This is a genomic window from Rahnella aquatilis CIP 78.65 = ATCC 33071 (genome assembly GCF_000241955.1).
GTDB classification, from domain to species: Bacteria; Pseudomonadota; Gammaproteobacteria; order Enterobacterales; family Enterobacteriaceae; genus Rahnella; species Rahnella aquatilis.
In genome coordinates this window covers 4,821,935-4,845,737 of sequence record NC_016818.1, presented here as the reverse complement: position 1 = coordinate 4,845,737, position 23,803 = coordinate 4,821,935, and the positions used below count along the sequence as shown (strand labels likewise).

Genomic DNA, 23,803 nt, shown 5'->3' with positions numbered 1-23,803 from the left:
CTTAACGGCCCTCTTTCTTAGCCAGACGCAGGATCATCACTTTCGACAGCGCCAGAACAATAAAGGTGATGACGAACAGGATCAGCCCCAGTTCCATCAACGCAGAAGTGTGGAGACCGGCTTCCGCTTCGGCAAATTCGTTCGCCAGTGCGGAGGTAATACTGTTGCCCGGCGCGTACAGCGATGCGCTGTCGAGCTGGTAGGTGTTACCGATAATGAAGGTCACCGCCATGGTTTCGCCAAGTGCGCGTCCCAGACCTAGCATCACGCCGCCAATCACCCCGTTTTTGGTGAACGGCAGCACGATGCGCCAGATCACTTCCCACGTAGTACAGCCAATGCCGTAAGCAGATTCTTTCATCATCACCGGCGTTTGCTCGAATACATCACGCATGACGGAAGCGATGTACGGGATGATCATAATGGCGAGAATGACGCCTGCTGCCAGAATACCGATACCGAACCCCGGCCCGGCGAACAGCGCGCCAACAATCGGGATGCCGGAAAGCACGTCGCCCAATGGCGTCTGGAAATACTGCGCGAACAGCGGGGCGAAAACGAACAGACCCCACATGCCATAAACAATACTGGGGATCGCCGCCAGCAGTTCAATAGCAATCCCCAGCGGGCGTTTCATCCAGTTCGGTGCCAGCTCGGTGAGGAATAGTGCGATACCAAAGCTGACGGGAACAGCAATCAGCAAGGCAATAATGGAAGTGACCACCGTCCCGTAAATCGGTACCAGTGCACCAAATTGCTGATTCGGGGCATCCCAGGTTTTCGTCCACAGGAAGGACAATCCGAACTTTTCAATGCTCGGCAGGGAAGCAATAAACAGCGAGACGATAATGCCGCCCAGCATAAATAGCACTATCAGCGCTGCCAGTTTAACCAGCGCGCCGAAGAGGATGTCACCGTTTTTGCCAGGTGCCTTGATAGCCGGCTTGTATTCAGCCATACCACTCTCTTTTAATTCAGATTTAATTCCCTCCCCGGCCGGAGAGGGAATGAAGCAGAGTTACTATACCCAAAATAACTGGAGTTGCACCAAGGCAGCAAGCAAGTGAATCCCGAATCACTGACTTAAGTCAGTGATTCGGGTGAACGAGCGCAGCTAACGCCGGTGCAGCTTCAGGTATGACGGGTATTCCTAGTACAGTGCTTTGCCGCTGCTGTCTTTGATATTGGTTTTCCAGGCTGCACGGATCTGTTCTACAACAGAAGCTGGCAGCGCGGCGTAATCCAAATCAGTCGTCAGTTTGTTGCCGTTTTTGTAAGCCCAGTCGAAGAACTTCAGCACTTCAGTGCCCTTCGCTGCATCTTGCTGGTCTTTATAAATCAGGATGAAGGTGGTGGAGCTGATTGGCCACGCATTATCACCTTTCTGATTGGTCAGATCCTGAGCAAAAGTTTTGCTCCAGTCAGCGCCTTTAGCGGCTGCACTGAAAGATTCTTCCGTCGGGCTGATGGCTTTGCCGTCTGCATCTACCAGCTTGGTGTAAGCCAGATTGTTTTGCTTAGCATAAGCATATTCTACGTAACCGATTGAACCTGGCAGACGCTGTACGAATGCGGCCACGCCGTCATTGCCTTTGCCGCCGAGACCCGTTGGCCAGTTCACAGTAGAACCCGCACCGATTTTGTCTTTCCACTCGCTGTTCACTTTCGCCAGATAGCTGGTGAATACGAAGGAAGTACCGGAACCGTCAGCACGGCGAACCACCGCGATGTTGGTGTCTGGCAGTTTCACGCCCGGGTTCAGCTTAGTGATCGCCGCGTCGTTCCACTTTTTGATTTTACCGAGATAAATGTCACCCAGCGTTGCGCCATCCAGAGTCAGCTGACCTGATTTGATGCCCGGGATATTCACCGCCAGAACCACGCCGCCGATCACGGTAGGAAACTGGAACAGACCGTTTTTATTCAGATCTTCTTCTTTCATCGGTGCATCAGATGCGCCGAAGTCAACAGTTTTGGCGATGATCTGTTTTACGCCGCCGGAAGAACCGATGCCCTGATAGTTAACCTGAGTACCGGTTGCTTTCTGGTAGGCATCAGCCCACTTAGCGTAGACAGGTGCTGGGAAGGTACCGCCAGCGCCAGTCAGGCTAGTGGCAGCGAAAGCAGACATTGCTGTGAGGGAGAAAGTCGCTGCTACAAGACCGGCGACGGTGTTACGCATCAATTTCATGTTCCACTCCTGGTGGTTTTAAACTTCCCGACTGATGTCGACGTTAATTAAAGTGTTTGGCACAGGAGGAAAATAGGACAGTTTAGTGACAGTAAAATGTACGTAATATGACAGTTTTATGACACCGGTCACAATTCAAGCTATACGGGCAAAATGCGGGGGTTTTAAGCAAAAAATGCCGGTTATTACACCGGCGGGTAATGAAAAGCGGGGAAATTAACGCCCCTTCTTCTTACGGCCAGGCTGGGCAAAACGCTTACGGGATGCGGAATTAGCGTCAGGTTTTTCGCTGTTTTTCGTTTTAGTGACAGCCGGTTTTTTAGCCTGAACAGGTTTTGATTGCACTTTTTTCGCCGGCTTGTCTTCAGACGACGAGTTTTCAATCAGCTTAAATAATTCGATCAGTTCATCATCGGTCAGATCACGCCATTCACCCAGCGGTAATCCTTTCAGATTGATGTTCATAATACGCACACGTTCAAGCTTAGTGACTTCGAAACCAAAATGCTTAGTCATGCGGCGGATCTGGCGGTTAAGCCCCTGCACCAGCGTAATGCGAAACACCATCGGTGCTTCTTTCTTCACTTTGCATTTTTTGGTCACGGTGCCGAGCATCGGTACACCCGCGCCCATACCGGCAATAAACTCGTCAGTAATCGGTTTATTGACAGTCACAATATATTCTTTTTCGTGGTCGTTACCGGCACGCAGGATTTTGTTGACCAGATCGCCATGATTGGTCAGTAAAATCAGACCCTGCGAATCTTTATCCAGACGGCCAATCGGGAAGACGCGTTTACTGTGATTAACGAAATCACGGATGTTGTCGCGCTCACCTTCCTCCATCGTCGTGATAATGCCTACAGGCTTGTTCAGCGCAATGAGCACCAGATCTTCTTCATCACGCGGCTCGATAAGCTGACCATTCACTTTCACCACATCGCCGGCAAACACCTGAGCCCCCACCGCAGCACGCCTGCCGTTGATAAAAACATTTCCCTGTTCGATGTAACGATCGGCATCACGGCGCGAGCAGATACCGCTCTCGCTAATGTATTTGTTGAGACGAATGGAGGAGTTGGTCAGCATTCAGCGGGGTACCTTCAGAAAAACGCGAACTATACCTTATCCGGGGCGGGTTACGAAGCCTGAGAGAAGAGAATCGTGACCGGCTACTGGCAAAGAGGGGATCAGGCAACAACATTCTGGAAATAGAAAAGCGCCCCGGGAGGCGCTTCTATATCGCATAGCTAAAACCGGACAGTCTTATTCGACAGTCACAGATTTCGCCAGATTACGTGGCTGGTCGACGTCGGTGCCTTTAATCAGGGCAACGTAGTAGGACAGCAACTGGAGCGGAACGGTGTAGAAAATCGGAGCGACAATTTCTTCAACGTGTGGCAGTTGAATAATCTTCATGCCTTCGCTGTCGATAAAACCCGCGTCCTGATCGGCAAAGACATACAGCAGGCCGCCACGGGCGCGCACCTCTTCGATATTCGATTTCAGTTTTTCCAGCAGTTCGTTGTTTGGCGCTACCACGATCACCGGCATATCCGCATCAATCAATGCCAGCGGGCCATGTTTCAGCTCGCCCGCCGCATAGGCTTCCGCGTGAATATAAGAAATCTCTTTCAGCTTCAGCGCACCTTCCATTGCGATCGGGTATTGATCGCCACGGCCAAGGAACAGGGCGTGATGTTTATCAGAGAAACCTTCCGCCAGCGTTTCGATGGTTTTATCCAGCGACAGCATTTGCTCGATACGCGCAGGCAACGCCTGAAGCGCGTGAACAATGTCGTGCTCAACTTGCGGACGCATCCCTTTCAGGCGGCCCATACGCGCCACCAGCATCAGCAGAACGGTCAGTTGTGTGGTGAACGCTTTGGTTGAGGCTACACCGATTTCGGTGCCCGCTTTGGTCATCAGCGCCATATCGGATTCACGCACCAGGGAAGAACCGGCTACGTTACACACCGCCAGCGAACCGAGATAACCCAGCTCTTTTGACAAACGCAACGCTGCCAGCGTATCTGCCGTTTCACCAGACTGAGAAAGCGTGATGATCAGGCTGCCCGGACGAACAGCGGATTTGCGATAGCGGAATTCTGAGGCGATCTCGACATCGCACGGCATGCCCGCCAGCGACTCAAACCAGTAACGCGCCACCATGCCGGAATTGTATGACGTGCCGCAGGCGATAATCTGCACGTGCTGAACACGCGATAAGATTTCGTCCGCTTTTTCGCCCAGTTCGCTCAGATTCACTTCACCATGACTGAAACGTCCTTCCAGGGTGTTTTTGATTGCCAGCGGCTGTTCGTAGATTTCTTTTTGCATGTAGTGACGGTAAACACCTTTATCACCGGCGTCATACTGCACTTTAGATTCGATTTCTTCACGCTCGACGGCATGACCGTTTTTGTCATAAACGCTGACCGAACGGCGTTTGATTTCAGCCACATCGCCTTCTTCAAGGAACAAAAAGCGACGGGTTACAGGCAACAGCGCCAGCTGATCGGAAGCAATGAAGTTTTCCCCAACGCCGCGGCCAATCACCAGCGGGCTGCCGGAACGGGCGGCGACCAGGACGGATGGATCACGTCTGTCCATCACCACAGCACCATAAGCGCCACGCAGTTGCGGGATGACACGCTGTACCACTTCCAGCAGCGTACCGCCCTGAAGTTGTTCCCAATGCACCAGATGCGCGATCACTTCGGTATCTGTTTCAGAATCAAAACGGTAGCCGCGTTCAATCAGCAATTCACGCAGAGGTTCGTGGTTTTCGATAATGCCGTTATGCACCACGGCAATGTAATCAGACACATGCGGGTGAGCATTCACTTCAGAAGGTTCGCCATGGGTCGCCCATCGCGTATGAGCAATACCGGTGCCGCCATGCAAAGGATGTTCATCCAGTGCATCAGCCAGCATCTGGACTTTACCCAGACGACGCAAGCGCCCCATTTTTCCCTCAGCATCAATGACAGCCAGACCGGCTGAGTCATAACCGCGGTATTCGAGACGGCGTAAACCTTCCAACAAAATTTCAGCAATATCGCGTTGCGCTACTGCGCCTACAATTCCACACATCAGTTTTATTCCTATTGAAGGTCTTTTCGGGACCTTTTTTGATGCCTGACCTGATTTATCCGTAAGCCCCGTTTTCCGGTGTACTTGCGGTTCCCCGAGCCTTGTAGAGAGTTGGGGATTATTATGAACAGCTTATTTTTTCTTCACCGGTTTCTGCCAGTCGGGTTTATGTAACTGTGGCACCCGGCTTAACAGTAAACCGTTGTCCGGCACGTCGCGCGTGACCGTTGTACCGGCGGCGATCGTCACGTTGTTCCCCACAGTGACGGGCGCTACCAGTTGAGAATCTGAACCCACAAAGACATCGTTACCGATGATGGTCTTATGCTTGTTTACACCGTCGTAGTTACAGGTGATGGTACCCGCGCCGATATTAACGTTATCCCCTATATCAGCATCACCAAGGTAGGAGAGATGGCCAGCTTTAGACCCTTTGCCGAGACGCGCTTTTTTGATTTCGACGAAATTGCCGACATGTGCGCCTTCAGCCAGTTCAGCGCCGGGGCGCAGACGGGCGAAAGGCCCGACCGTACAGCCGCTTTCCAGCACCGCATCTTCGAACACGCTGTAAGGGCTGATTTCGCAGTCATCACCAATCACGCAGTTTTTCAGCACGCAGCCCGCGCCGATTTTGACGCGGTCACCCAGTGTTACATGGCCTTCGATAATGACATTGGTGTCGATCAGTACGTCGATGCCGTGAGAGAGTTTACCGCGCAGATCAAACCGCGCCGGATCCATCAGCATGACGCCTTCGAGCAACAGACGCTCTGCCTGTTCACTCTGGTATACGCGCTCAAGCCGGGACAGTTGCAAACGGTTATTCACACCATCCACTTCACTGTTACGCGCCGGATGAACCGTGGCGATGACATGCCCTTCGGCGTGCGCCATCGCAATAATGTCAGTGATATAGTATTCACCCTGCGCATTATTATTGTTCAACTGGCCAAGCCAGCGTTTTAATGACGCACCATTGGCAACCAGAATGCCGGTGTTAATTTCACGGATTTTCAGTTGCTCTTCACTGGCATCTTTTTGCTCAATGATGCCGGTGACAATGCCGTTCTCACGAACAATACGGCCATAACCGGTGGGATCATCCAGCACGACCGTCAGTAAACCAATGCCACCTTCCGGCCTGGCTTGCAGTAAATTATTCAGCGTATCGACGGAAATCAGCGGAACATCGCCGTACAGCATCAGGACATCTTCGTCATCGGCAAAGTAAGGCGCCGCCTGCTGCATCGCATGACCGGTCCCCAGTTGCTCTGCCTGCAATACCCAGTTCAGATCACTGCCCGCCAGATTTTTCTTCAGTAAATCGCCACCGTGTCCATAGACCAGATGCACGTTGCTGGCCCCGACCTGCGTGGCCGCATCAATAACGTGTTGAACCATTGGCTTGCCTGCCAAGGAATGAAGAACTTTAGGAAGGTTGGAATACATGCGTGTTCCCTTGCCCGCGGCAAGGATCACCACACTCAGTGTGCTGTTCGACATAGGTAACCTGACAAATCCAATTTGAGTGACAAAAGTAACCCGTTCAGTGCACGGATTACTACATATTTCGCGTCAAAAACCGCCGACAGCCTTAGCCAGCAAGGGTTGAACGCGACATAGACTACACCAAAAAAACTGAGGGTAAAGCGTCCACTAATCATCCAAGTATTCCACTAAAATCGAAAATTTACCTTGGGAAAATCCCTGAAAATGCGCTTTTTTAAAAGCAAAAAAAAAGCGACCCGGAGGTCGCTTTTAAACTGATTTCGTTACATCGCTTTTCTGGTCAGTTCGATAACGCGAAGTTTCGCGATCGCCTTAGCCAGTTCCGCTGACGCCTGAGCGTAATCAACGTCGCCGTGAGAACCACTAATGTGTTCTTCCGCTTTGCGCTTAGCTTCAAGCGCGCGCGCTTCGTCGAGGTCTTGCCCACGGATTGCAGTATCAGCCAACACGGTCGTTGCATTCGGTTGCACCTCAAGGATGCCGCCGGAAAGATAGATATACTCTTCCTCACCGTGTTCTTTAACAATGCGCACCATGCCAGGCTTGATGGCGGTGAGCAGCGGAGCATGCCCCGGGAAAATACCCAGTTCGCCTTCGCTACCCGTCACCTGGATTTTTTGTACCATGCCGGAAAACATACGTTTTTCCGCACTGACAACATCCAGATGGTAAGCTTTTTCAGCCATGTCATCCTCTCTCACAACAAGCTAGCGTTACAGTTTCTTGGCTTTTTCCACTGCTTCATCAATGGTGCCAACCATGTAGAACGCTTGTTCCGGCAGGTGATCGTAGTCGCCGTCCATAATGCCTTTGAAACCACGAATGGTATCTTTCAGCGATACGAACTTGCCCGGAGAACCGGTGAAGACTTCGGCCACGAAGAATGGCTGGGACAGGAAGCGCTGAATTTTACGCGCACGGGATACGACCAGTTTGTCATCTTCTGACAACTCGTCCATACCCAGGATTGCGATGATATCTTTCAGTTCCTGGTAACGTTGCAGAATAGACTGCACGCCACGAGCCACATCGTAGTGTTCCTGACCAACAACCAGCGGATCCAGCTGACGGCTGGTGGAATCCAGTGGGTCAACCGCCGGGTAAATACCCAGTGACGCGATCTGACGGCTCAGAACCACGGTCGCATCTAAGTGAGCGAAGGTGGTCGCTGGAGATGGGTCAGTCAAGTCATCCGCAGGAACGTAAACGGCCTGTACGGAGGTGATAGAACCACTTTTGGTCGAGGTGATACGTTCTTGCAGAGCGCCCATCTCTTCCGCCAGCGTTGGCTGATAACCTACCGCCGATGGCATACGGCCCAGAAGTGCGGACACTTCGGTACCGGCCAGGGTGTAACGGTAAATGTTGTCAACGAACAGCAGTACGTCACGACCTTCATCACGGAATTTTTCCGCCATGGTCAGGCCGGTCAGTGCAACGCGCAGACGGTTACCTGGTGGCTCATTCATCTGGCCATACACCAGGGAAACTTTGTCGATAACGTTGGAATCAGTCATTTCGTGGTAGAAGTCGTTACCCTCACGAGTACGTTCACCCACGCCTGCAAACACAGAATAACCGGAGTGCTCGATCGCAATGTTACGGATCAGCTCCATCATGTTCACAGTTTTACCTACACCCGCACCACCGAACAGACCAACTTTACCGCCCTTAGCGAACGGACACATCAGGTCCATAACTTTGATACCGGTTTCCAGCAATTCCTGGGAGTTTGCCAGCTCTTCATAAGAAGGCGCAGCACGGTGAATAGCACGACGTTCTTCTTCGCCGATTTCACCTTTCATGTCGATTGGTTCACCCAATACGTTCATGATACGACCCAGAGTCGCTTTACCTACCGGTACTTCAATTGGGTGTTCCAGGTTGTTCACTTTCAGACCGCGACGCAGGCCGTCTGAGGTACCCATTGCGATACAACGAACAACGCCGCCGCCTAACTGTTGCTGAACTTCCAGCACCAGTTTGGAGGTACCGTTTTCTACCTCAAGAGCATTGTACACGTTCGGTACTGCATCCTGAGGGAACTCGACGTCCACCACGGCGCCGATTACCTGGATAATCTTTCCAGTAGCCATCTTGAATCCTCTACGTAATTCGTAAACCTAGCTTAAACCGCGGAGGCTCCCCCGACGATCTCGGTGAGTTCCTGAGTGATGCTGGCCTGACGAGCTTTGTTGTATACCAACTGCAGCTCTTTGATCAGGCTGCCGCCGTTATCGGTTGCGGCTTTCATCGCTACCATTCGCGCGGCCTGTTCGCTGGCCAGGTTTTCTACGACGCCCTGATAAACCTGGGATTCCACATAGCGACGCAGGAGAGTATCCAGCAGTGCTTTAGGGTCCGGCTCATACAGGTAATCCCAGGATTTTTTCGCCAGTTCGCCGTCTTCCGCGGGTGGCAAAGGCAACAACTGAACGATGCGTGGTTCCTGAGACATGGTATTGACGAATTTATTGCTAACAACGCATAACTTGTCTAAACGACCTTCGTCGAAAGCCTGCAACATCACTTTCACCGGCCCGATCAGTTCTGACAGAGAAGGGTTATCCCCCATGCCAGTCACCTGAGCAACAACGTTGCCCCCAACGGAGCCGAAGAAAGAGGCTGCTTTGGAACCGATCAGGGCGAGATCAACTTCAACACCTTTTTCGGACCAGCCTTTCATCTCTGACAGCAGTTTTTTGAACAGGTTAATGTTCAGACCACCACAAAGACCACGGTCGGTAGACACCACCAGATACCCGACGCGCTTAATTTCACGCTCATCCAGGTACGGGTGCTTGTATTCCAGATTCCCAAGCGCAAGGTGACCAATCACTTCACGAATGGTTTCTGCATAAGGACGGCTGGCCGCCATGCGATCCTGCGTTTTACGCATTTTGGAGGCGGCGACCATTTCCATCGCTTTAGTGATCTTTTGCGTGTTTTGCACGCTGCTGATCTTACTACGTATCTCTTTTCCGCCGGCCATCTCTGCTTCTCCTCATTACCAAACGGCCTGCTGCTTATCTGCCAGAGGCAGGGCAGCAAGGCCGCAAGGTGTTACCAGGACTGGGTTGCTTTGAAGGTATCGAGGATATTTTTGAATTTACCCTCGATCTCATCGTTATACGCACCAGTTTGGTTGATTTGCTGCAGAAGCTCGCCGTGCTCACGGTCGGCGTAAGCCAACAGTGCCGCTTCGAAGCTACCGACTTTGGACAACTCAACGTCTTCCAGATAACCACGTTCTGCCGCGAAGATGATCAGAGACTGCGCAACGATTGACATCGGAGCGTATTGTTTCTGTTTCAGCAGCTCAGTCACTTTCTGACCGTGGTTCAGCTGTTTACGGGTTGCCTCATCCAGATCAGAAGCAAACTGCGAGAACGCAGCCAGCTCACGATACTGTGCCAGAGCAGTACGAATACCACCGGACAGTTTCTTCATGATCTTAGTCTGAGCAGCACCACCAACACGGGATACCGAAATACCCGGGTTAACCGCAGGACGAATACCGGCGTTGAACAGGTTGGATTCCAGGAAGATCTGACCATCAGTAATCGAGATTACGTTGGTCGGAACGAACGCGGAAACGTCGCCCGCTTGCGTTTCGATAATTGGAAGCGCAGTCAGGGAACCGGTTTTGCCTTTCACTTCACCCTTAGTGAATGCTTCAACATACTCAGCGTTAACACGCGCAGCACGTTCCAGCAGACGGGAGTGGAGATAGAAAACGTCGCCTGGGTAAGCTTCACGACCTGGTGGACGACGAAGCAGCAGGGAAATCTGACGGTAAGCAACAGCCTGTTTAGACAGGTCATCATAAACGATCAGTGCGTCTTCACCGCGGTCACGGAAGTATTCACCCATTGCGCAACCGGAGTACGGTGCCAGATATTGCAGTGCAGCAGATTCTGATGCAGTTGCAACAACAACGATGGTGTTTGCCAGTGCGCCGTGCTCTTCCAGTTTACGAACCACATTAGAAATGGTGGACGCTTTCTGGCCGATAGCCACATAGATACATTTGATGCCGGAATCGCGCTGGTTGATGATCGCATCGATCGCCAGAGCTGTTTTACCGGTTTGACGGTCGCCGATAACCAGTTCACGTTGACCACGACCGATTGGGATCATGGCATCAACAGACTTATAACCTGTCTGCACAGGTTCATCTACCGACTGACGTTCGATAACACCAGGTGCGATTGCTTCAACAGCTGAGAAGCCGTCGTGCTCTACCGGACCTTTACCGTCAATTGGCGCACCCAGGGTGTTAACAACGCGGCCCAGCAGGCCACGGCCAACGGGAACTTCCAGGATACGGCCAGTACATTTTACTTTCATACCTTCGGCGAGGTCAGCGTAAGGGCCCATGACAACGGCACCTACAGAGTCGCGCTCCAGGTTCAGGGCGATAGCGTAGCGGTTACCCGGCAACGCAATCATTTCGCCTTGCATGACATCGGCTAAGCCGTGCACGCGGATGATCCCGTCACTGACGGAAACGATAGTACCTTCATTGTGAGCTTCGCTCACCACATTGAACTGAGCAATGCGCTGCTTGATCAGTTCGCTGATTTCGGTGGAATTCAGTTGCATGCTCCAGTCCCCTTAAGACTGCAAGACGTCTGCCAGGCGTTCAAGACGACTGCGAACGCTGCCATCAATCACCATATCACCTGCACGGATTACGACACCGGCAAGAACAGACTTGTCAATTTTGCAATTCAGCTTAACTTTGCGAGACAGACGTTTTTCCATCGCAGCAGCAATTTTTGCCTGCTGTTCTTCCGTAAGCGGATTTGCCGAAGTCACTTCAACTTCAGCAACAGCCTCGAGAGAGGCGCGCAGTTCAATAAACTGCTCCAGTACTTGCGGAAGAACGCGTAAACGTCCATTTTCAGCCATTACCTTAATCAGGTTTTGGCCTGCGTCGTCGAGTTCGTCACCACATACGGCAATAAACGTTTTAGACAAAGTTTCAGGCGCGCTAGCACCGGAAAGCAGTTCTTCAATTTGTTCATTGCGCGTGACTTCAGCCGTGAACGCTAACATGGACTGCCAGCGGTCTAAGCTTTGGTGCTCAACGGCAAAGTCAAAAGCTGCTTTGGCGTAGGGGCGAGCTACAGTTACAAATTCAGACATCAGCCCCTCCCTCCTTACAGTTCAGCGACCAGTTTATCAACGATGTCGCTGTTAGCAGCTTCATCCACGGAACGTTCGATGATCTTCTCGGCGCCAGCAATGGCCAAAATTCCGACTTGCTTACGCAACTCTTCACGGGCGCGTTGGCGTTCGGCGTCGATCTCTGCCTTGGCTTGCGTCACGATCTTGTTGCGTTCCTGCTCGGCTTCAGCTTTTGCTTCGTCGACGATTTGAGCTTTACGCTTATTCGCCTGATCGATGATTACCTGAGCTTCAGCTTTGGCTTTCTTCAGTTGGTCGGTCGCATCGGCTTGCGCTAAGTCCAGCTCTTTTTTTGCACGTTCTGCGGAAGATAAACCTTCAGAAATTTCTTTCTGACGTTTTTCGATGGCAGCCATAATTGGCGGCCATACGTACTTCATGCAGAACAAGACAAACAGGACGAACGCGATAGCCTGGCCGAGGATTGTTGCGTTAAGATTCACAGCACAATGCCTCTTTCAAAGTGAATTATTTGATGTAGTTCGATTAACAGTGAGCGAGCTCAGTGTTAGGCGACAGCAAACATCACGTACAGACCCAGACCAACCGCAATCATTGGGATTGCATCGACCAGACCCATAACGATAAAGAACTGTGTACGCAACAGAGGGATCAGGTCAGGCTGACGTGCAGCACCTTCCAAGAATTTACCACCCAAGATGCCGATACCGATTGCAGCACCGATTGCCGCCAGGCCCATCATCACAGCGGCAGCCATGTACAGCAGATCCATACTCAGGTTTTCCATGACAGTCTCCAGTTTGTTTCAGTTAAAACGCAGTAGTGTTGAAAGAAAATCAGTGTTTTTCAGATGCCATCGAGAGATAGACGATCGTCAGAACCATGAAGATAAAGGCTTGTAGCGTAATGATCAGGATGTGGAAAATGGCCCAAGGCACATTCAGGATCCACTGTGACCACCACGGCAACAGGCCAGCAATAAGGATGAAGATCAACTCACCCGCATACATATTGCCAAACAGTCGCAGACCCAGTGAAACTGGTTTAGACAGCAGGCTGACACCTTCAAGAATCAGGTTAATCGGAATGAAAACCGGATGATTGAATGGCTGCATTGTCAGTTCTTTAATGAAACCGCCAAAGCCTTTCATCTTAATGCTATAGAAAAGAATCAGAATGAATACGCCAAGTGCCATGGACAACGTGATGTTCACGTCAGCCGTAGGAACCACACGCAACTCAGGCAGACCAAGCAATTTTTCACCGATAGTCGGCAACAAATCGATTGGCAGCAAATCCATCAGGTTCATCATAAACACCCAGACGAAGACGGTCAGCGCGAGAGGTGCAATCACTTTGCTTTTGCCGTGATACATATCACGCACGTTGCTGTCGACGAAACCAACGACCAGCTCAACTGCAGTTTGCAGTTTACCCGGGACACCGCTGGTGGCGTTTTTGGCTACGCGATGGAAAATAACCAGAAAGAGTACTCCGAGGAACACGGAGAAAAACATCGAATCGATGTTAATCGACCAGAATCCCGTCCCGATCTGAAGCTGGGTCAGATGGTGACTGATATACTCTTGTGGAGTAGAGATTTCTCCTGATGCAGACATGATGCCTCTTACCCTTTAGTAGTTAAGTACGGTAACTGTTAATGACGGCCGGTGCCAAAATCTGAGTCATCAACACCGATAAATAGGCCAACCCCAACGGAGCAAAAGCCGCCTTAAACAGGCCAAGTGCGATAACCATTAAGATCACCGTAGCCAGCACCTTCAGCGCTTCTCCGATTGCAAAGGACCAGGCAACCCGTCCAGAGACCGTTGTTTGCGCCTGATGGCGCCATGCAAACAGCATGAACAGTACATTTGGCACCCAGGCGGCCAACCCACCCATAAGAGCCGATGTGGTCCATTCCAGGCTTTTGAAGCCAAATACTGCACTGAGCAGAACAAAGGTCAATAACTGCAGTATCAACAGCTTTCTGGCAACCTTCACACTATGTGTACTGTGTAAAATACCGGATACAGACATGACGTTTGTTCTCTCCGTATCAAGTACCTAGCTGGAGGTATACTGAATGCCGTATATCACTGCCTTTACTGTTTTGAGTCAAGCAGCAAAAACCGAGCAAATTATACGGGGCACAGGAACGAATTCAATGGATAAGTAGCGAAAAGGTGAACAATTATTTAAATTTTCCTCTTCATCACTATTTTGACAACCAAACTATAGCTGAATTTGCCCTTTTTACTTTGGTTCGGTTATTTCATCACCCGACAAAGAAGCGTGCACTGGATCACATAATTAACGCCAGTCCTTTTATATACCCAGCGTAGCTTGAATGTCTTTAGCTAATCAGGCCTTTTAAAAGCTATATAAATCAAATTGTTAATGGAACATTGCTCGAATAACAAACTTATTTAAAAATAGGTTCGATTTATTTACACAACAACCCAACAAATAACAACATTTTCATTACAAATTGAATATCATCAACCTGATAGCCGTTCAGTTTCAAAAGTGACTATTACGCGCCGGATTAAAATAAAAACATCTCAAAAATGCTATCAGTCTGTAAAAAAGCAGTGTTTGAGTACTCGTCACTGCTATATAATTAGCCTGCTCATTTTAACTAAGTTAACACATGCATTTTTTAAATATTTTTTGATAAATCGCAACTTTAGTTTGCGCTAAGAATTATCAGATGACGTTCCCCGTCAAGTTCGGGTACCTGCAGCTTAATGACTGATTCCAGAGTAATACCTTCCGGCAGCGCGGCCAGTTCATCATCAGGACGCATACCCTTTAAGGCATAAAAACGCCCCTCCCCTTTCTGAGGCAGATGGTGACACCACGAAAGCATGTCCTGCATTGAGGCAAAAGCACGGCTGATCACGCCATCAAAAGGCGGTTGCGCCTCAAACTCTTCCACACGGCTTTGTACCGGCTCAACATTTTTCAGCCCAAGCTCATGCTGAACCTGACGCAGAAAGCGTACGCGCTTACCCAGGCTGTCCAGCAACGTGAAGTGGGAATCAGGGCGGACAATGGCGAGAGGAATTCCCGGTAACCCCGGGCCTGTGCCTACGTCGATGAAACGACTGCCTTGCAAATGCTCATTCACCACGATGCTGTCCATAATATGGCGTACCAGCATCTGCATCGGGTCACGGACAGACGTCAGGTTGTAGGCTTTGTTCCACTTATGCAGCAGTTCAACATAGCCAATCAGTTGCTGTTTTTGCTGATCGGGTAACGCTATTCCTGCCGCAGCAAGCAGCGAGTCCAGTTTCTTTTGCACAGTGAATCCTCAGACAGAGTCGATATGCCGGGAACAGCCCGGTTGAGAAATGATAAAACACATAGAAAGACGGGAAAAGTAAGAATCGACCGCCGCTTCGGGATGCAAAGGGCGGTCATCAGAGAAGTGGTTTACGCGCTGCGTCGCAGCAAACCTTGTTTTTTAAGCCAGATCAGCAAAATTGATATCGCAGCCGGAGTAATACCGGAGATGCGTGATGCCTGGCCAATGGAGGTCGGCTTGTGATCGTTAAGTTTAGCGATCACTTCATTTGAAAGGCCATTCACCTGACGGTAATCAAGATCGACAGGCAGCACAGTGTTTTCGTTACGCTGCTGTTTTTCGATCTCTTCCTGCTGACGGGCGATATAACCTTCATATTTGATCTGAATTTCTACCTGTTCTGCTGCCTGCACATCGGGAACAGAAGGCGCGAACGGGGAAAGACGAGTGATTAACTCATACGTCATTTCAGGGCGGCGCAGCAGCTCTTCCGCACTGGCTTCTTTAGACAGCGGTGCAGAAAGATGCGCGTTGATTTCGTCAACCTGGGCGTGATGGGGGTTCACCCAGATACCACGCAGGCGCTGGCGTTCCAGCTCGATCATTTCCAGCTTTTCGTTGAAACGTGCCCAACGGGCATCGTCAACCAGACCTAACTCACGGCCTTTTTCTGTCAGACGTAAATCAGCATTATCTTCACGCAGCATCAGCCGGTATTCAGCACGTGACGTAAACATGCGGTACGGTTCTTTGGTGCCAAGCGTACACAGGTCATCAACCAGCACACCGAGATAAGCCTGATCGCGACGTGGCGCCCAACCTTCTTCTTCGCTTGCGCTACGGGCAGCATTCAGACCGGCGAGTAAGCCCTGTGCAGCGGCTTCTTCGTAACCCGTTGTACCGTTAATTTGTCCTGCAAAGAACAGACCCGCGATAAATTTGCTTTCCAGCGTCGGTTTTAAATCACGTGGATCGAAGAAATCGTATTCGATGGCATAACCAGGGCGAACGATCACCGCATTTTCCATCCCCTGCATTGAGCGGACGATCTGCATCTGCACATCGAATGGCAGGCTGGTTGAAATCCCGTTCGGATAAACTTCGTTGCTGGTCAGGCCTTCAGGTTCCAGGAAGATCTGATGAGAATTGCGATCGGCAAAACGCATGACTTTATCTTCGATTGACGGGCAGTAACGCGGGCCGATCCCTTCGATGATCCCGGCATACATCGGGCTGCGATCCAGATTATTGCGGATCACGTCATGGGTTTTTTCGTTGGTATAGGTCATGTAACACGGGATCTGGCGCGGATGTTGCGACACATTGCCCATGAATGAGAATACCGGTGCCGGATTATCACCGTGTTGTTGTGCCAGCACGCTGAAATCAATGGTGCGTGCATCGATACGCGGTGGTGTACCGGTTTTAAGGCGGTTAACACGTAAAGGTAATTCTCGCAGTCTCTGAGACAAAGAGATCGCCGGAGGATCGCCAGCACGGCCACCGCTGTAGTTTTCCAGACCGATGTGGATCTTTCCGTCAAGGAAGGTGCCTACGGTCAGTACAACCGCTTTAGCGCGGAATTTCAGCCCCATTTTGGTCACAGCACCGACGACACGATCGTTTTCTACGATCAGGTCTTCCACAGGTTGTTGGAAGATCATCAGATTTGGCTGGTTTTCCAGGGCGGTACGGACGGCCTGTCGGTACAGTACGCGGTCAGCCTGAGCCCGGGTCGCCCTGACAGCAGGACCTTTGCTTGCGTTTAGTATCCTAAACTGAATGCCCGCATGATCGATAGCTGTTGCCATCAGACCGCCCAGTGCGTCCACTTCTTTAACCAGATGTCCTTTCCCGATCCCGCCAATAGCAGGGTTACACGACATCTGTCCCAGCGTGTCGATATTGTGGGTTAATAATAAGGTCTGACGTCCCATGCGTGCAGAAGCCATTGCGGCTTCAGTACCTGCATGACCACCACCTATGATGATGACGTCAAATTGATCCGGATAAAACATGCGACTGCACCTCGGCGTTCAAGCGAACTTTCTTTGTATGGCGTTGGGAGGAGGGATTCTACTCAAGTTTTGAGCTTCCACAAGTCCCCGGGGATCTTCACTAATTAAAAGAAGATCTTTTTTATTTAAAGATCTCTTATTAATACTTCTATTAGGATCGCGATCCTCTGTGCATAAGTCTTTTTTGTTTATGAAGATCAGTATGCTAAGAAGGATCGAATGCTGTGAATGATCGGTGATCCTGGCCAGTATAAGCTGGGATCAGAATGGAGAGTTATGCACAGCATGAAAAGCGTACAGGTGTTGTTAGAGGGATAACTACCGGTTTTACCCTGCTTTTAAGCCTAGTTATCCACATCTGATCGCCTGAAATTTACACTTATTTGATCAAATTAATCCAGTTGATCACCCAAACCTCTGCGGGATCTTCAGGAATTTCGTATTGGGTCACGTCGATCTCAAGACGATCACCGATCCTTTTTGCCCCGAGTGACGTCAGTTTCTTATCCAGAGAACTGATCGCGCCACAGAAAGTGTCATATTCACTGCTGCCTAAACCTAAGGCACCAAAGCGAACTTTAGACAGATCCGGTTGCTGATCTTCCAGCTGCTCCATAAAAGGTTGCAGATTATCGGGCAGTTCACCTGCACCGTGGGTTGAACACACAACCAGCCAGATCCCTTCCTGCGGGACTTCATACAGCTCCGGGCCATGAAACAACTGAGTGGAAAAACCGGCTTCTTCCAGTTTCTCTGCCACGTGTTCCGCGACATATTCGGCGCTGCCAAGCGTACTGCCACTAATCAGGGTAATGTCAGACATAATGCTCTCACCCGAGAAAAGGAGACTATTGTACGCTGTGAATGAGCTGGGATCTACCTGTGGATAATAGGGGTATAGAAATTTGGCTTCAGGGCTGGATGGTGCGTGTAATGGGGTTCTGCAGGGAGATCAAGGTCTCGGTTGACTGGATCTCATCAATCGTCTGGATCTTGTTGATAAGTACGTGCTGAAGGGAATCAATTGAGCGGCACATGATCTTAATAAAAATACTGTAATGCCCGGTGGTGTAATAGGCTTCAACCACTTCTTCTATACTCTCGAGCTTTTTCAGGGCCGACGGATAGTCTTTGGCACTTTTTAAAATGATGCCAATAAAACAGCATACGTCATAACCCAGTTGTTTAGGATTGACGGTGATATGCGCGCCGGTAATGATGCCCGCCTGTTTCATTTTCTCGACGCGGACGTGGATCGTCCCCGGGCTGACGGTGAATACTTTTGCCAGTTCGGCATAAGGTGTACGGGCGTTATCCATCAGGGCGTTGAGGATCCCGCGATCCAGCTCATCGAGCTGATAAATTTCAGTCATGGTTATCTTTCCCTTTAGGCTTAATTTCTCTGCCAGCGTCGCTGTACGCGGCTTTTGACCCCGGTGTCAAAGCGCCAGATGTGATCGAAGATACGCAGAATGCCGGGCTTGCCATAGTGTGACATTGCCAGGGCATGAAAGCGGTGATGTTTTTCCCGTTGCAGCACCCTGACTTTCTTTTGTACTTCATCTGGCAGCCGTTGGGCGATAAAGTCCGAGATCACCACAGCATCAGCATCCTCCCACTGCGGAGAAGCGAGTTTATCCAGTGTGGCATTCAGACAGGCTGCCAGATCGGTACCGCCGCGAAAATGTTGCCCCAGAAAGCGCAGCGCCTGATCGAGGCCGCCATTTGAGGTCAGCTCATAATGGATCACTTCACTGGCGAACAACATGATGTAACATCGGCGGTTATCCGCCAGTGCGATCTTCAGTAATGCCAGGCAGAATGCTTTGGCGCACTGTTCGTTAAAGCCACCCATTGAACCGGACGTATCGACGCAGACGACAAAAGGCCCGCGCGGTTGCGGTTCCTGTTGCTGATAGACCACCGGACGTTTGACCACTTTCTCGCGCCAGACGTCCCCTTGCAGGCGATATGTCATCAGACGCTTTTCCAGCAAGCGGCGGTAAAATTCGTATTCAAGCTCAGGCAGTCCCAGCGTCACCAGCTCCGTTGGCATCAGGCGCAAAATATCATCGCTCTGATGAATGCCGTTCACTTCTTCCGGCACTGTCGCGGGTTCGCGCACCATCAGCCGGTGCGTTTCCATTTTTGCATCTTCATGCGGACTGGTTTTAACCGTCTGGCTGCGGCCCAGTTGTTCGGCCAGATGCATCAGTTCAGGCTGCTGCTGAAGGAATGCGCCAAACCGCGCCAGCGACTGAATATCACCCCGCAGACGCTTCCCTTTACTCATATCCCATAAACGCCCGGCGGCTGTGTCGTTCTCGGCTAATAAAGGAGACAACTCGCTGCTGAGTTGCAGGCGTTGCAGTAATTCTTCCTGCAACTGCTCCTGTTCCTGTTCGAGTAACTGATGATGAACGTTCACCGTCTGGAAGGTCAGGTTCAGGCGCCAGCGCTGGAGAAATAAGGTATGAAAGCTGTTGCCGGTTTTCGCTGTACGCGAGGTTTCATTATTTTCCTGCAGGGTGCGGGCTTCAGTGGCAAAAGGGGAGCTGAGTTGCACCAGTTCATCGATAAGAGAAGCCAGCCCGGACTGAAAAGTCGTGGCGTCGAGCTGCTGGCAATGCTGAAAAAGATAGAACTCTTTCGCCAGCTCATGAGGAACAGGTGTTTCGTGGATCCTCTGGCGCAGGCGCAATTTCCATTCGGGGAGATCTTTGGTCAGTGCACGCCTGAGACGTGGAAATTTCTCGAAGAAAACCGTCAGTGCAGGCGCTGCCAGCAAGCCAACGATCAGTTCTTCAATCAATTCGGCTTCACTGATGGCCAGCAGAAGGTCCAGGGACTCCAGACTGAACATGATCAGTGACCGCTGAATGTCTGTTGCTGATGACGCAACTGTTCAGCAACCTGCAGCAGACTGGCTTCTATTTTTGCCATCCATTCTGCCGGAACAAACAGACAGTTTTGCTGCTGGCTGAATTCATGCCTCTGCTGCGCCAGTTTTGCGGTCAGGTCACTCAGCGTATTTTTCATTTCGTCGGGAACGGCAATATGTTCGTGGCCCGGCAGCGTCAGCGGTGTGCTCTGACGGCTGACATCCAGCACCAGAATTTGCTGTTTATCATCGATTTCCAAATCCACGGTTTGTACAAAACCAATCCCGTTGAGTTTGGCTTTCAGTACGCCTCCTTTATTTAGCCACTCTTCCAGGATGCTGCGTTCGAAGAGCAGGTGTGTGACTTTTATTTCATGCAGATGCAAAGGCGTTTGCAATAATAAAGTCAGGTTGGGGGTATTGAGTGATTCAGGCAGGCTGTATTGTGGCTTACGGCTGAAAATGCCGGCTTTCTTGCCCAGTTTGACTGACTGACGCGAGCTCTGTTGCTGCTGATGTTGCATCCATTGCTGATTTAGCTGCTGGATTTTCATCAACAGAGTCTGCTGCTGATAAGCCTGTTCGGTGATCAGTTGCTCAATCTGGGTTTGCAACAGGTTATACGTATTGAGATCATGCCATAAACAGTCTTTCAGCAGGATCAGATCCACCTGTGTGATCGCTTTTCTGCCACTGAAAAATGCGCAGGCCTGCAACAGGCGCAGAGCCTTTTTCCAGCGACGGTCAGAAACATAAGGTGCGGTATCCAGGGCATCAAGGCGCTGACGCAACTGGAAGATCAGTTCAAAGCAACTGTCTGAAAGATTGACTTTGTCGATCTCCGGCTGCCATTGTTGGTATTCTTCATCGCTGATACTCAGGGACTCTGCCACCGGATTGGCGCTTTCATTGTTCCGGCTGGTCAGCAGTGAGCGGAAATTTTGCTTATCCTGCACTTTATCCAGCCACAGACGGATCAGCATGCGGTCGTAGAGTGCTTCCAGGCCACCGTCGGCTTCAGGTAATTCGTTGGAAGCACTGACCAGCAGACGCATAGGAATGGGCTCTTCGCGTTCTCCATTACGGAATCGGCGTTCGTTGATGGCGGTCAGCAACGTATTGAGGATGGCCGGGCCTGCCTTCCAGATTTCATCAAGGAAGACAATTTCAGCTTCCGGCAAGTAACCTTCGGTCAGACGCAGATAGCGGCCTTCATCTTTCAGGGCCTGAATCGACAGCGGACCAAAGACTTCTTCCGGCGTGGAAAAGCGCGTCATAAGATATTCAAAAGCGCGGGCATGGCGGAACGCAAATTTCAGGCGTCGGGCAATCAGGCTTTTTGCAATGCCCGGCGGGCCGAGCAGAAAAACGCTTTCGCCGCACAGGGCTGCCAGCAGGCAAAGTCTTATGGCATCCTGCCGCTCGTACAGGCCATGTTCTAATGCGTTAGCAAGACGGGCGATCCGTTCTGCCAGAAGGGGGGATTGCGCCATACTGTCTCTTCCGGTTTCCATTGAGTTATTGAATAGTGTACTGGCTGGTAACGATATGCCACGTTTATTTTTATCGTTATAGCTTGTTGATTACTAAAAATTTTCTATTATCTGAAATGTGACCTCGTTCATAGGAACGCCGGTTTAACTGCACATTTAAGGGTAGGCAATCTGATTTATTCGTGCATACTGTGCGCCTTTTAGTGGGCATCATTAGTCTGAGCGCACACATCGCTTACGGATGTTCGAGCAAAAAAGAAACGAAATATGAGCACTGAACATAAACGGTCACTCCCAGCAGTAACCCTGGCCGCCATTGGTGTGGTCTATGGCGACATTGGTACCAGCCCTCTCTATACCTTGAGAGAGTGTTTTTCTGGTCACTATGGTTTTAACGTTGAACCCAGCGTCGTTTTTGGTTTTCTTTCTCTGATTTTCTGGATGTTAATCCTTATTGTTTCGCTCAAGTACCTCACTTACGTGATGCGGGCGGACAATGCAGGCGAAGGCGGTATTTTGACGCTGATGTCTCTGGCAGGCAGAAACACGTCGGCACGCACCACTGCGGTTCTGGTCATCCTTGGCCTGATCGGCGGAAGTTTCTTCTATGGTGAAGTGGTGATCACACCGGCTATTTCAGTGCTTTCCGCGATGGAAGGTCTCGAAATCGCAGCACCTTCACTCGATCCTTATATCGTCCCACTTTCTATCACTGTCCTGACGCTGCTTTTCATTATTCAGAAACACGGCACCGGTATTGTCGGCAAACTCTTTGCGCCGGTGATGTTGCTGTGGTTCCTGACGCTGGCTGTTCTCGGTGTGAACAGCATCATGCAGAACCCTGAAGTGCTGCGCGCCATGAACCCGATGTGGGCAGTTAACTTCTTTATTGAGCATAAGTCGTTTTCCTTCCTGGCACTTGGCGCGGTGGTTCTGTCGATTACCGGTGTTGAAGCGTTATATGCCGATATGGGGCACTTCGGGAAATTCCCTATCCGTCTTGCCTGGTTCACCGTGGTGTTGCCTTCTCTGGTGCTAAACTATTTCGGTCAGGGCGCATTGCTGCTCAAAGATCCGGAGTCGATTAAGAACCCGTTCTTCCTGCTGGCACCTGACTGGGCATTAATCCCGTTACTGATTCTGGCAACGCTCGCCACCATTATCGCCTCTCAGGCGGTTATTTCCGGTGTGTTCTCCCTGACGCGTCAGGCTGTGCGTTTGGGCTATTTACCACCGATGCGCATCATCCACACCTCAGAAATGGAAGCGGGACAGATTTACATCCCGGCCATCAACTGGTTGCTGTATTTTGCAGTAGTTATTGTTATCGCCAGCTTCGAGCATTCGAGTAATCTGGCAGCGGCATACGGTATTGCCGTAACCGGTACGATGGTGCTGACCAGTATTCTTTCCTGTACGGTTGCGCTCAAAAACTGGCACTGGAAACCGTTCCTGGTTGGACTTTTGGCGATCGGACTGCTGTTTATGGATATTCCGCTGTTCGCGGCGAACGCCACTAAACTGTTCTCCGGTGGCTGGTTGCCGCTGACGCTGGGTCTGTGCATGTTCATTGTTATGACCACCTGGAAAAGCGAGCGCTTCCGCCTTATGCGTCGTATGAACGAGCACGGGAATTCCCTGGAGGCGATGATCGCCTCTCTGGAGAAATCCCCGCCGGTGCGTGTTCCGGGAACGGCTGTGTATATGTCGCGTGCCATCAACGTCATTCCGTTTGCGTTGTTGCACAACCTTAAACACAACAAAGTATTGCATGAGCGCGTGGTACTGCTGACGCTGCGCACGGAAGATGCGCCTTATGTGCATAACGTCCGGCGAGTCACTATCGAGCAGCTTTCGCCGACGTTCTGGCGTGTTGTGGCCAGTTACGGGTTTAAAGAGACGCCGAATGTGGAAGAAGTGTTCCACCGTTGTGGTCTGGAAGGCTTGCCGTGCCGGATGATGGAAACGTCATTCTTTATGTCGCATGAATCGCTGATCCTGACCAAGCGTCCGTGGTATCTCTACTTCCGGGGAAAACTCTTTATGGCACTCAGCCGCAATGCCCTGCGTGCGCCGGATCAGTTTGAAATTCCGCCGAACCGGGTAATTGAACTCGGCACGCAGGTCGAAATCTGATCCTCATTTCCG

21 protein-coding genes are annotated in these 23,803 nt (G+C 50.8%); 1 reads left to right on the top strand and 20 read right to left on the bottom strand.

All coding sequences use genetic code 11. The features are described 5' to 3' along the window. Position 1: 1 nt before the first annotated feature. The 20 genes from pstC to ravA form a co-directional block, all read right to left on the bottom strand. The gene (gene pstC, locus RAHAQ2_RS21910) at positions 2–958 is read right to left on the bottom strand and encodes a phosphate ABC transporter permease PstC (RefSeq protein WP_015699285.1); all 957 of its coding nucleotides are present in this window, start codon (positions 956–958) and stop codon (positions 2–4) included. Between the two features lie 192 nt (positions 959–1,150). Continuing rightward, positions 1,151–2,191, bottom strand: a complete 1,041-nt coding sequence (gene pstS, locus RAHAQ2_RS21905) for a phosphate ABC transporter substrate-binding protein PstS (protein ID WP_015699284.1) — start codon at positions 2,189–2,191, stop codon at positions 1,151–1,153. Between the two features lie 216 nt (positions 2,192–2,407). After that, positions 2,408–3,280, bottom strand: a complete 873-nt coding sequence (rluF, locus tag RAHAQ2_RS21900) for a 23S rRNA pseudouridine(2604) synthase RluF (RefSeq protein WP_015699283.1) — start codon at positions 3,278–3,280, stop codon at positions 2,408–2,410. A gap of 177 nt (positions 3,281–3,457) precedes the next feature. Continuing rightward, a complete protein-coding gene (glmS, locus tag RAHAQ2_RS21895) occupies positions 3,458–5,287 on the bottom strand; it encodes a glutamine--fructose-6-phosphate transaminase (isomerizing) (RefSeq protein WP_015699282.1) in 1,830 nt (609 codons plus the stop codon). Between the two features lie 132 nt (positions 5,288–5,419). Then, positions 5,420–6,790, bottom strand: a complete 1,371-nt coding sequence (gene glmU, locus RAHAQ2_RS21890) for a bifunctional UDP-N-acetylglucosamine diphosphorylase/glucosamine-1-phosphate N-acetyltransferase GlmU (protein WP_015699281.1) — start codon at positions 6,788–6,790, stop codon at positions 5,420–5,422. 269 nt (positions 6,791–7,059) lie between these two features. Continuing rightward, positions 7,060–7,482, bottom strand: a complete 423-nt coding sequence (locus RAHAQ2_RS21885) for a F0F1 ATP synthase subunit epsilon (RefSeq protein ID WP_015699279.1) — start codon at positions 7,480–7,482, stop codon at positions 7,060–7,062. Positions 7,483–7,509: 27 nt separating this feature from the next. Next, positions 7,510–8,892, bottom strand: a complete 1,383-nt coding sequence (atpD, locus tag RAHAQ2_RS21880; protein ID WP_015699278.1) for a F0F1 ATP synthase subunit beta — start codon at positions 8,890–8,892, stop codon at positions 7,510–7,512. 32 nt (positions 8,893–8,924) lie between these two features. After that, the gene (gene atpG / locus RAHAQ2_RS21875) at positions 8,925–9,788 is read right to left on the bottom strand and encodes a F0F1 ATP synthase subunit gamma (protein ID WP_013577683.1); all 864 of its coding nucleotides are present in this window, start codon (positions 9,786–9,788) and stop codon (positions 8,925–8,927) included. 71 nt (positions 9,789–9,859) lie between these two features. After that, entirely contained in the window at positions 9,860–11,401 is a 1,542-nt protein-coding gene (gene atpA / locus RAHAQ2_RS21870; protein ID WP_013577682.1) for a F0F1 ATP synthase subunit alpha, read from the bottom strand. Positions 11,402–11,413: 12 nt separating this feature from the next. Beyond that, positions 11,414–11,947, bottom strand: a complete 534-nt coding sequence (gene atpH, locus RAHAQ2_RS21865; protein WP_015699277.1) for a F0F1 ATP synthase subunit delta — start codon at positions 11,945–11,947, stop codon at positions 11,414–11,416. 14 nt (positions 11,948–11,961) lie between these two features. Further along, positions 11,962–12,432 (bottom strand): F0F1 ATP synthase subunit B, encoded by a 471-nt coding sequence (gene atpF, locus RAHAQ2_RS21860; RefSeq protein ID WP_015699276.1) that lies wholly within the window; start codon positions 12,430–12,432, stop codon positions 11,962–11,964. A 65-nt stretch (positions 12,433–12,497) separates the two neighbouring features. After that, positions 12,498–12,737, bottom strand: a complete 240-nt coding sequence (gene atpE, locus RAHAQ2_RS21855; RefSeq protein WP_004093904.1) for a F0F1 ATP synthase subunit C — start codon at positions 12,735–12,737, stop codon at positions 12,498–12,500. A gap of 49 nt (positions 12,738–12,786) precedes the next feature. Next, complete coding sequence (gene atpB, locus RAHAQ2_RS21850; protein ID WP_015699275.1) at positions 12,787–13,569, bottom strand: F0F1 ATP synthase subunit A; 783 nt, start codon at positions 13,567–13,569, stop codon at positions 12,787–12,789. Between the two features lie 22 nt (positions 13,570–13,591). Further along, a complete protein-coding gene (gene atpI / locus RAHAQ2_RS21845) occupies positions 13,592–13,990 on the bottom strand; it encodes a F0F1 ATP synthase subunit I (RefSeq protein WP_015699274.1) in 399 nt (132 codons plus the stop codon). A 649-nt stretch (positions 13,991–14,639) separates the two neighbouring features. Next, positions 14,640–15,260 carry a 16S rRNA (guanine(527)-N(7))-methyltransferase RsmG gene (gene rsmG / locus RAHAQ2_RS21840; RefSeq protein ID WP_015699273.1) on the bottom strand — a complete coding sequence of 207 codons (621 nt, stop codon included), beginning with the start codon at positions 15,258–15,260 and terminating at the stop codon, positions 14,640–14,642. Positions 15,261–15,391: 131 nt separating this feature from the next. Next, positions 15,392–17,281 carry a tRNA uridine-5-carboxymethylaminomethyl(34) synthesis enzyme MnmG gene (gene mnmG, locus RAHAQ2_RS21835; protein ID WP_015699272.1) on the bottom strand — a complete coding sequence of 630 codons (1,890 nt, stop codon included), beginning with the start codon at positions 17,279–17,281 and terminating at the stop codon, positions 15,392–15,394. A 379-nt stretch (positions 17,282–17,660) separates the two neighbouring features. Beyond that, complete coding sequence (gene mioC, locus RAHAQ2_RS21830) at positions 17,661–18,104, bottom strand: FMN-binding protein MioC (RefSeq protein WP_015699271.1); 444 nt, start codon at positions 18,102–18,104, stop codon at positions 17,661–17,663. Positions 18,105–18,192: 88 nt separating this feature from the next. Then, the gene (gene asnC, locus RAHAQ2_RS21825; RefSeq protein WP_013577674.1) at positions 18,193–18,654 is read right to left on the bottom strand and encodes a transcriptional regulator AsnC; all 462 of its coding nucleotides are present in this window, start codon (positions 18,652–18,654) and stop codon (positions 18,193–18,195) included. Positions 18,655–18,674: 20 nt separating this feature from the next. Beyond that, complete coding sequence (viaA, locus tag RAHAQ2_RS21820; RefSeq protein ID WP_015699270.1) at positions 18,675–20,144, bottom strand: ATPase RavA stimulator ViaA; 1,470 nt, start codon at positions 20,142–20,144, stop codon at positions 18,675–18,677. Positions 20,145–20,146: 2 nt separating this feature from the next. Beyond that, entirely contained in the window at positions 20,147–21,655 is a 1,509-nt protein-coding gene (gene ravA, locus RAHAQ2_RS21815) for an ATPase RavA (protein ID WP_015699269.1), read from the bottom strand. A 267-nt stretch (positions 21,656–21,922) separates the two neighbouring features. Between ravA and kup the strand changes: the two genes are divergently transcribed. Continuing rightward, entirely contained in the window at positions 21,923–23,791 is a 1,869-nt protein-coding gene (gene kup / locus RAHAQ2_RS21810) for a low affinity potassium transporter Kup (protein ID WP_015699268.1), read from the top strand. The last annotated feature ends 12 nt before the right edge of the window (positions 23,792–23,803 follow it).